The organism is Acinetobacter sp. GFQ9D191M (assembly GCF_011174875.1).
In the GTDB taxonomy this organism is placed as follows: domain Bacteria; phylum Pseudomonadota; class Gammaproteobacteria; order Pseudomonadales; family Moraxellaceae; genus Acinetobacter.
The window spans coordinates 1-9,254 of the sequence record NZ_JAALGV010000063.1; the positions used below are offsets into that span (position 1 = coordinate 1).

General features: G+C 40.8%; 15 protein-coding genes and 2 tRNA genes. 9 read left to right on the plus strand and 8 right to left on the minus strand.

All coding sequences use genetic code 11. The annotated features are described in order from the left end of the window. From G5T77_RS09395 to G5T77_RS17195, 3 genes are all read left to right on the plus strand, one after another. A partial coding sequence (locus tag G5T77_RS09395; RefSeq protein ID WP_002057423.1) for an integrase core domain-containing protein occupies positions 1–410 on the plus strand: 410 nt, incomplete at its 5' end. A gap of 153 nt (positions 411–563) precedes the next feature. After that, a complete protein-coding gene (locus G5T77_RS17190; protein ID WP_240904182.1) occupies positions 564–908 on the plus strand; it encodes a hypothetical protein in 345 nt (114 codons plus the stop codon). 4 nt (positions 909–912) lie between these two features. Beyond that, on the plus strand, positions 913–1,080 hold the full coding sequence (locus tag G5T77_RS17195; protein ID WP_240904183.1) for a hypothetical protein: 168 nt from the start codon (positions 913–915) through the stop codon (positions 1,078–1,080). Positions 1,081–1,266: 186 nt separating this feature from the next. Here the strand turns inward: G5T77_RS17195 and G5T77_RS09405 are convergent, their stop codons facing one another. From G5T77_RS09405 to G5T77_RS09425, 5 genes are all read right to left on the minus strand, one after another. Then, complete coding sequence (locus G5T77_RS09405) at positions 1,267–2,013, minus strand: ATP-binding protein (protein ID WP_166134722.1); 747 nt, start codon at positions 2,011–2,013, stop codon at positions 1,267–1,269. Positions 2,014–2,023: 10 nt separating this feature from the next. After that, entirely contained in the window at positions 2,024–2,578 is a 555-nt protein-coding gene (locus G5T77_RS09410; RefSeq protein WP_166134725.1) for a DUF1376 domain-containing protein, read from the minus strand. Positions 2,579–2,646: 68 nt separating this feature from the next. Beyond that, on the minus strand, positions 2,647–2,895 hold the full coding sequence (locus tag G5T77_RS09415; protein WP_166134728.1) for a hypothetical protein: 249 nt from the start codon (positions 2,893–2,895) through the stop codon (positions 2,647–2,649). Next, positions 2,888–4,069, minus strand: a complete 1,182-nt coding sequence (locus G5T77_RS09420) for a site-specific integrase (protein ID WP_166134731.1) — start codon at positions 4,067–4,069, stop codon at positions 2,888–2,890. The genes G5T77_RS09415 and G5T77_RS09420 overlap by 8 nt, the downstream gene beginning before the upstream one ends. A 19-nt stretch (positions 4,070–4,088) precedes the next feature. Then, positions 4,089–4,298, minus strand: coding sequence for a hypothetical protein (locus G5T77_RS09425; RefSeq protein ID WP_000122748.1), 210 nt, complete (start codon positions 4,296–4,298; stop codon positions 4,089–4,091). A gap of 112 nt (positions 4,299–4,410) precedes the next feature. On the opposite strand from G5T77_RS09425, the gene G5T77_RS09430 reads away from it, so the two are divergent. Then, complete coding sequence (locus tag G5T77_RS09430) at positions 4,411–4,638, plus strand: helix-turn-helix transcriptional regulator (RefSeq protein ID WP_005094613.1); 228 nt, start codon at positions 4,411–4,413, stop codon at positions 4,636–4,638. A 323-nt stretch (positions 4,639–4,961) separates the two neighbouring features. Here G5T77_RS09430 and G5T77_RS09435 read toward each other — a convergent pair. Then, a tRNA-Gly gene (locus G5T77_RS09435) sits at positions 4,962–5,037 on the minus strand. A gap of 45 nt (positions 5,038–5,082) precedes the next feature. Further along, positions 5,083–5,158 (minus strand) — tRNA-Gly (locus G5T77_RS09440). Positions 5,159–5,388: 230 nt separating this feature from the next. Here G5T77_RS09440 and G5T77_RS09445 point away from each other — a divergent pair. From G5T77_RS09445 to G5T77_RS09465, 5 genes are all read left to right on the plus strand, one after another. Beyond that, the gene (locus G5T77_RS09445; protein WP_166134734.1) at positions 5,389–5,697 is read left to right on the plus strand and encodes a BolA family protein; all 309 of its coding nucleotides are present in this window, start codon (positions 5,389–5,391) and stop codon (positions 5,695–5,697) included. Between the two features lie 9 nt (positions 5,698–5,706). Beyond that, positions 5,707–6,099: a SirB2 family protein gene (locus G5T77_RS09450; RefSeq protein WP_159124117.1), complete on the plus strand. Its 393-nt coding sequence runs from the start codon at positions 5,707–5,709 to the stop codon at positions 6,097–6,099. Positions 6,100–6,160: 61 nt separating this feature from the next. Continuing rightward, positions 6,161–6,997: a ParA family protein gene (locus tag G5T77_RS09455; RefSeq protein ID WP_159124118.1), complete on the plus strand. Its 837-nt coding sequence runs from the start codon at positions 6,161–6,163 to the stop codon at positions 6,995–6,997. Positions 6,998–7,010: 13 nt separating this feature from the next. Further along, a complete protein-coding gene (locus G5T77_RS09460) occupies positions 7,011–7,403 on the plus strand; it encodes a hypothetical protein (protein ID WP_004780647.1) in 393 nt (130 codons plus the stop codon). A gap of 194 nt (positions 7,404–7,597) precedes the next feature. Next, positions 7,598–8,191: a threonine transporter RhtB gene (locus tag G5T77_RS09465; RefSeq protein WP_166134737.1), complete on the plus strand. Its 594-nt coding sequence runs from the start codon at positions 7,598–7,600 to the stop codon at positions 8,189–8,191. Positions 8,192–8,216: 25 nt separating this feature from the next. Here the strand turns inward: G5T77_RS09465 and G5T77_RS09470 are convergent, their stop codons facing one another. After that, positions 8,217–8,855 (minus strand): DedA family protein, encoded by a 639-nt coding sequence (locus tag G5T77_RS09470; RefSeq protein ID WP_034704672.1) that lies wholly within the window; start codon positions 8,853–8,855, stop codon positions 8,217–8,219. Positions 8,856–9,254 lie beyond the last annotated feature (399 nt).

Consider the following 9,254-nt stretch of genomic DNA (forward strand, 5'->3'; position numbering starts at 1 on the left):
AAGTATCTACACGGATGAATACAGATATGGTGCTCGATGCATTGGAGCAAGCATTGCATGATCGCGGCATGCCAAAGAATGTGATTCATCATTCCGACAGAGGTGTGCAATATCTTTCCATTCGCTATACCAATCGTTTAGAAGCAGCAAATTTACGAGCATCAGTCGGTACGACTGGTGATTCATACGATAATGCTTTGGCTGAAACGGTGAATGGCTTATACAAAACAGAGGTAATTGAATATCTAAAAGCAGATTGGCAAGGTTTAGCAGATGTACAACTTGCGACACTAAACTGGGTAGATTGGTTCAATAAAAAGCGTGTACACAGTGCACTGGGTTATGTATCGCCTTTTGAGTTTGAAGCAATGTACTATGATAAGATTAACCCGTTAGGTCAGGTGGCCTAACTTAAATAAAAAAGTCTCCGACAAACCCGGTACGGTTCAGACAGCCAAATTATTGCTGCTGATAAATTCCAGAAAAATGAAGATAATATAAATAAAACTGAGATTGATCTAGAAACAACACATGTTCTGCAATGGAATGCCTTTGCAGATACGATGGCAAAGACTTGCCTCAAATGTCAAAGACCAATGAAGCTTCAATGGGCTCGTAATTTAGTACATGTTAATCCACAAGATTTTTATTGGGGTTGTACCGGTTGGTACTTTACAAATCGTCAAGTTTGTTTGTGTGATTATCGAGAAAATCTGCCTAGACAAGATTTAGCTTTAATGACAGATACTTCAGCACCTGAGTTTAGTCTTTCTGCCCAAAATTTTAATATTATTCTTCAAGATCATAGTACCTCTGAAAGTATTATTGAACGTATGGATGATTTGAAATCTGATTTACCCAATAAAAAACAAAGTATTGATATTGTTTGTTGCCCCCATTCATGCTGAACCTATGGTTTTACAAAAGAAAAAGAATGGCGTGGGGCTTTTAGATCAGTATTATTTGCGTTGTCCGCATTGGGCACCAAATGATCTAGGATGTCCTTACATGGAAAAGTTGAAATCAGGTTCACAATTGGCAGCTTTATTAAAGCATCAGACTGGTACAGGGATACTCTAACAATTTATAGAAGTTTATCTAAGAGTTAATTTTCTGACGTGTCCAAGTAAAATAAGAACGGGTGTTCAGCTTCAAATAAGAATATCTGTCCATTTAATAAGAATATGCAATTAATGCAATTTTGAAAAATCTAATTATAAAAGCCAATTATTTCAGCGAGATAATTGGCTTAAGTAAAGAGTCGTATTATTTGGTTATCCGCTGATCATCCCAATAACACGGTACTACAATCAAATTGTTTTCATGTAATCGTGACCATAATCGGATACCTAAATCTCGCTGCATATTTTGGACTGTGAAATTGGAAATCAGAAGGGTAGATTTCATGTTGTCATAACGACTATACAAAACCTTATGTACCATCTCCAGGCGTTTTTCATGCCGGTCATGCAAGCCATATTCATCAATCACCAATAAATCAAAACTGGAGAAATGCTCGATAACTTCTTTTTCAGAGCGTGAAGCATCTGACCAGGTGTCCATCATTTTTTGAGCAATTTCTGAACTGGTATAGTAGCGTGCAGATTTTGTACTGTTATGCAGAATATTGCGAATGATTGACGCACTCAGATGAGTCTTTCCTGTACCCGGTGTACCAATGAGCAGCAGGTTTGGATAATGGTCAGAAATAATCTGCTGTGCAAAAGCCTGACATAGTTTGATGGCATTGTCTTGTGCAGGACATGCCACTACATAATTCTTGAAGCCACGATCCAGGTAGCGTTTATTGAGCCCTGAGTTTTTGATTTTCTGTTGCAGCAAACGTTGTTGCAGCTCATCTGCATAGGCTGCATGTGAGCGATGGACCATTTCTTTTGCACACAATTTGCAAAGCTTGTGACCGGCGATTTCCATCAGGGGTATATGATGGGTAGGGCAGAGTGCTTCTGTTGTTTCTGCGCGAAACTGGAGCATTTTAAGCATGGTATTCATGATTGTTCTCCTAAATCCATTTTGAATTTTCTAAAAAATTCTCATTTTTTTCTTCAAAATTTGAAGATGAAGATGAAGATGAAGATGAAGATGAAGATGAAGATGAAGATGAAGGGCATGGTTCAAGCATGACTTGAGTAATACTCGGGCTATTCTCAAGAGTTGCTTGAGTATTCACTTTGCGTTGCTTGCTTGATGCTTTAGCATTACTTGCGGATTTCCCCCAGCGTGCTTGAGCTGCATTTTTAGCTTTATCAGATTTCATTTGCTGATTTTGCAATGCCTGGCTTTTTAAACTGGTTAAAAAACTTGAATGAATCTGCTCAGATTCGATTTCAAATAATTCCAGGGCCAACAGTGTATTCAACAAAGTTTTAGCCTTACTATTTTGCGATAATTTTGTGATGCTACATACTGTAGCTAGGTCATGAGGAATAGCACCATTTTTCCAGAAATCCATCATTAACAGCAGTGCTGCACCAATTTGTTCTGCTGTCATTCGTGCAAATTTCGCCTGTAAGTCGCCAATATAGAGTGGCATCCAAATTGAAATATCTTTATGCATGGGTTCACCTTTTTTATAGGTATAGAGGGCTAAGGTCATCAATCAGATGACCTTGTATATTTATTTGATCAGGGAACTAAGCTCATTAACCGGAGGCGAGCCTGTTGGGCTAGGTCATCGTAATGGGCTTGCCCATCATCTAGCAGTCGCTGTAGCCACAGTCTCAATGCCTGGTGATCATCGAAGCATTTGTTGATCTCCAGCAAAAACGCCAGATTATGAAGTTTAGGAATGTGTAGCTCATGGATTAATTCACGAGCGACCGTATCCGCTTCAGGACTTACGACCACACCACCAAAAAAAGCTTTGCTATTCATGTGCAAGCTCCTCTGTATTTAATTTTTCCAGCATGGCTTCAAATGCACTACCATCGCGACGCGTAACATTGGGGATGTAACGGCTATAGACTCGGAATAGCATTTCAGTGGTTGAATGTCCCAATTGACGTGCGATCCATTCCGGATTTTCTCCTGCCGACAGCCAGAGCGTTGCTGCGGTATGACGTGTTTGATAGGCTCTTCTAGGCTTTAATCCTAGAAAGCGCAAGATCGGATGCCAGACACGTTTATTCACAAGACGATAATCGAGAGGTCCACCGTCACGATTACAGAATACAAACTCTGATTTACCATTATTTAAGCTTTTCTGTTGCAGAAAGGCTTGATAAACGCGGTCATTCATCTGGATCGTGCGGTCAGAACCATAGGTTTTGGTTCCACCCAGCTCCCCATTCACCAAGGCTTCGCGAATGTGGATTTCTCGGCGTTGCAAGTCCACATTTTTCCATTGCAGACCATCGATTTCACTGGTACGCATACCCGTAAAAAAGCGAATGGTGTAATAGGGGCGGAAGTCTTCACGCACCGTGTTAAGAATTTTATGAACCTCTTCCAGAGAAAAAGGTGTGACTTCAATCTTGCTTTCCTTCAGATTGTTAATATTTTTATAAGGCGATTCAAACTCGTATTGTTCAGCCGCATCATTTAGTATCATACGTAAAGGCGTCATGATTTGATTGATCCTCGATGCTTTCAGGCTTGTCTGATCTTTTCCGTGTGTCACTTTGGCGAGAGAGGCACGGAAGTTCAGCAAGTCTGACTTCTTGATTTTTGAAAGAACCTGATTACCAAAAGCAGGGATCAAATAGTTTTTGATGACAATTGAAACCTTCTGTTGATAGGAAGCTCTCCATTCAATTTGTTTCTGTTTAAACCACACTTCAGTAAACTCTTTAAAAAGAGGAATCTTGGTTTGTACAGCGATTTGCTGACTTCTTTTTTCCTTAAATTCATCGACACGTTTACTTTTTGGAAAGTACTTTTCGTATTCAAAAGTTCCCAGTGTGATTTCTGCCTCAAGCTGCTCGAGACGTTTTTTCAAAATGCGACGGTTATAGGCATTGTCTTCAAGATTGGTTGTTTCTCTGCAACGAATGCCCATGTAGCGAAAGTCGGCAATCAGTTTGCCACTTCGTTGCCGGATGGTAGCCATCAGTTAAACCTCCTAAGCTTTATTGCAAGGCATCCATGCTTAAACCAGTGAATTTAAGCATTTCAGTTTCAATACGTTCCCAAACAAAAAGAATTTTGCGACCACCAAAAGGACGGATGTAGTGAACACCTTCAATAAAGACACTGTCCTTCAGCTGGTTGCGAATGGTACGAGCGTCGTACTGGATTTTTTCAGCCAGTTGCTGGGCTGTGAGATAGGTATATGACATAATAGAGCCTCATATTTTTTACTAGGTAACTAGGAAAAATTATTCCTAAGACATAAATTATCATATTTTTATGTTGTTGCAAGTACTTTTTACGATTTAAATAGGAAATTTTATGATTATTTCAAACTTGGCAGTTTTATTAGCAGAAAGGAAACTTAAGGTTGCTGATTTGGTGAGAAGTACTGGAATTAATAAATCTACTTTACATAAACTTTATAATGATGAATCTGTACGGATTGATTTTGAGACAATTGATAAAATTTGTATTGCATTAGATGTAGAAGTGGGCGATTTGTTGATTTTCAAGAAAATTGATAATAATCAAAATGATAATAGTTAGTTTGGTCACAATTGGTCACATCAAAAAGTGAAATGGTCACAAATTCTTGATCATTTGGTAAAAAACACCTTGTTTGGAAGAATAGGATAATTTTTTGCCTTCAAAAAAGCTCTGAAAGTGGTGATCGATTGAGGATATTTAAGGTCAATTGAGACCATTTTTATTGTCGTGGGCACGCCATGGTCACATCTTGGTCACAAAATACAAATTACATTAAGAATATTTTTTATTGAATCGAATAAAAAAGAAAAGAGGGTTTTCAAAAAACATAATAAAATCAACATGAAAAAAGCCCTAATCTTTCGATCAGGGCTTTTTGAATTTGGAGCGGGAAACGAGACTCGAACTCGCGACCCCAACCTTGGCAAGGTTGTGCTCTACCAACTGAGCTATTCCCGCAGGGTCGATCAATTTTTTACTTTAAAAAATGAACAAAAAAGAATTTGGAGCGGGAAACGAGACTCGAACTCGCGACCCCAACCTTGGCAAGGTTGTGCTCTACCAACTGAGCTATTCCCGCATGCCGTGTATAATACAGCATGCAAAAACAGGGTCAATAACTTTATGAAAAATCTTGTGTCGATTGCATAAAATAAAAGCAATATTCTCTGTGCTTCCAGACAATTAGACAAAATTTATGCAAAATTTAATGAAATCTCGGCACAATCAAATAATTGCAGACATTTCTTGCACCGAAATAGCGGATAGAACAGGGTATACTGGACCCATATCTTGAATCGGAGTCAGGCCATGAGCTTAGAACAACAACTGAAAGACCGTTTGGCACAATTGTCACCTATCTATCTGGAAGTCGTGAATGAATCTTCGGGTCATGGTGGATATTTTCCGGGTAAGGAATCGCATTTTAAGGCGGTGATTGTCAGTGAAGCTTTTGCCGGTTTACGTGCGGTGCAACGCCATCAAAAGGTCTATGCTGCGGCAGGTGATTTGCTGTCTAAAGATAAAATTCATGCCTTGGCAATTCATGCTTTCTTGCCTGAAGAGTGGACAGGACAGGACACGTCTAGTCCGGAATGTGCACATGCACCGAAAAACTAAGAGGACTTTATGGATACCCAGCTTTTAGTCAAAATTATTCATATGTCTGCGGCAGGACTGGCCATTGTGGCCATTCTTGCACGTGCTATTACCCTGTTTGTGGATACACAGGGCAATCAGCCGAATCCAAAAGCACGTGTATTTCTGGTCGCTTTGCAGCACCTGGTCATTAGCGTGATTGCCTTAACTGGGATTATTGCCCTGTTTTTAAAGAATTTTGATGTACAGCCTTGGTTTTATGCCAAAATCATTTTATTCCTGGTGCTAATTTCATCCCTGGGCAAAGCCTATAAAAAAGATGATTCAATCCTGTTGGTACAACGCCGTGCTGGCTTATTTATTGCTGTGGTTTCACTTATTGCGATTATGGTATTGGTCATGATCAAGCCGAATTTTGGCTAAATTATTCATCAGTCAATGAAGTAAAACATACTGATCATTAGAAAAATAAAGAGGGGTGTTTATGCATACTCGTGTGGTATTTAATCAGAAAGGTGGGGTAGGGAAATCGAGTATTGCAGTCAATCTGGCTGCAATAAGTGCGCATCAGGGGCTTAAAACCCTGTTGATCGATCTTGATCCGCAGGCAAACTCCAGCCAGTATTTACTAGGAGATGATGCAACCTATTCGAGTGACAAGCCGGCGTTGGAGCCGAATATTGAAAACTATTTTGAAGATGTATTGGGGAACCAGCAGAGCAAAAGTTTAATTGGTAATGCGATTGGCTCCATTCTCAAGACCCGGGCTAAAGGGCTGGAAAGTTATCTGCATCAATCACCTTTTAAAAATCTGGATGTCATTCCGGCGAGTCCGAGTTTGGGCACGCTGGCCCATGCACTGGAATCCAAACATAAGATTTATAAGCTGCGCGATGCCTTGCAACCACTTGCTGAGCATTATGACCGGGTATTTATCGATACTCCGCCGGCATTTAATTTCTTTACGCTTTCAGCACTGATTGCTGCAGACCGTGTTCTGATTCCATTTGACTGTGATGTGTTTTCTAAACGGGCCTTACAAACCTTGATTGAGAATGTCATCGAAACTCAGGATGATCATAATGAACGTCTGGAAATTGAAGGCATCGTGGTCAACCAGTTTCAGGCTCAGGCAAAACTGCCACGCGAAGTGGTACAGCAACTGATAGATGAAGGTCTTCCGGTGCTGAACAGCATGTTGCCGCCCTCGGTGCTGATGAAAGAGTCGCATCAAAAAAATCAGCCATTAATTCACTTGGCAACTGATCATAAATTGACTCAGGCCTATCAATCATTGTTCAATGAGATAGAGCAGCATTAACATCGAGTTAACTATGAAACTTGTGAAAATAAGCCTGGCGATCAGCATACTTAGCTTGCTGAGTGCCTGTGCAACGACGGTCAAACCGACCTATGTTTCACCGACCCATTATCAGACCCTCAACTGTCAGCAGCTTCAGGGTGAATACAACCGTATTCAGCAGTATCTTGATAATGGTGTTGAGCCGCCTAAACGTACAGGTGTCGGCGTAGGGGTAGGCGTCGGTGGTGGCTGGGGCAGCCGCGGCGGCTGGGGCATTGGTCCGAGTGTATCAGTGAATATGGGGCAGTCTTCCAATACCAAACGCACTGAAACGGCACGTCTACTGGGTGAACAGGAAGCTATTGTACAAGCTGCAAAATTTAAAGCTTGCCCAATTGTTGTCCGTCAAAACACCAATAAATAGCCCTCTAAACATCAAAAAAATGCTGACTTTAGGTCGGCATTTTTTCTATCTTAAAAGTGATTGGTCAAGTGACAGAGTTCACAGTATTTGCCAGAAAAAATGACCGATGCGCATAAAATTTTGAAAGATCTCGTCTTGTGATCAGAACACGAGATTGGTTAAGGTAATCACCTTGTCTGATATGTTTAACCACCATGATTGAAAACTGGCTCTTTGTTTTTGCAACAATAGCAGTGCTGATGATCCCTGGACCTGCCAATGCATTGGTGGCCAGTTCTGCCTATCAGCAGGGAACAGCCAAAACCAGTCTGTATATTCCCGTCATTCTGGTAGGGTATTTATATGCGATCAATGGGTGGGCTCTGCTGGTTCATCTGTTTTCACCAATCTGGCCGAGTTTTCAGGAACTGGTGCATGTGCTGAGTGCAATCGGTGTGGGCTGGATGACCTTCCATTTATTCAAGGCTCGGCAACTGGAACAATATAATCAGAGTCATCCTCAAATCCGTCCCTGGCAGATGTTTAAGGGAACCTTGAAAAATCCCAAAGCAGCGCTTCTGGCAACCGGAATCTTACCGCTGTCTACTTGGGAAAGTCCGAGTAACTTTGTTCTGATCTTTGCAATTTTTACTGGGATTGCCTTACTTGTTGCGTTGTTCTGGATGATCTTCGGACAGGCGATTCTGGCGGGAGAGTCGGCAAAAAGAAAAGCCGACCTGATTTATAAAGGGTCGGCTCTGTTTTTACTGCTTTGTCTGGTGCCCTTGCTGATTAATTGGCTGGAGTAAATGTTCACTCAACAGCGCTAGGCTTCTAGGCAATTTTATTTTTCTTGAGTTTCTGCTGAATAAAGCCAATCACACCTGGCATAACACTTAAAATAATGATGCCAAAAATCAGATGAGTGAAATTATCTTTGACGATTGGCATATTGCCGAATAGATAACCCAGGATCACAAACGAACTGATCCAGAGAAAGCCACCGATCATATTGTAAGTCAGGAAATATTTGTAATTCATACTTCCCGCACCGGCAACAAAAGGTGCAAAGGTACGTGCGAAAGGAATGAAACGGGCAAAAATAATGGTTTTACCACCGTGTTTCACAAAGAACTGCTGGGTAGCAAGCAGATGCTTTTTATTAATAAAACGTGATTCAATCTCAAATACACGTGGCCCAATGTATTTACCAATATGATAATTCAAGGTGTCGCCCAGCACTGCCGCAGTGAACAGTAGTGGAATCAGTACCCATGGATCCATAGCACCCGTTGAAGCCGCCAGCGCACCTGAAGCAAATAGCAAACTGTCTCCCGGCAGGAACGGCATCACCACCAGTCCCGTTTCAACAAAAATAATCAGGAAAAGAATGCCATAAATCCAGATGCCGTAATTGGTAATGAATTCGAGCAGGTGATCATCAACGTGGAGGATAAAATCAAGCAGTTCCATAGGGAAAAAACAAGCGAAAAGGTGATCAAATCCTAACAGTCTGCGGCATGAAAGTCAGTACCGAACAGGAAAATAATTGCCCGCTCATCCCTGATGGGTGAATTAAAAATTTATCTTACAAACTAGCGGTGAGTTCCTGCGAAAAACAGGCTTAGCATGAATACGTCATTAAAATAAAAATCAAAAGGTGGCTCCCATATCTAACCCTAAACCATATCAAATGAAGACCGTGATAGAGACAGGTGAAATAAACTTTCAATAGCAACTTAACTGGCCGATCTTGAAATGATTGAAATCCAAATATCGTAATATCGTAATATCGTAATATCGTAATATCGTAATATCGTAATATCGTAATATCGTAATATCGTAATATCGTAGATCTCTTGCGAAAGTCAT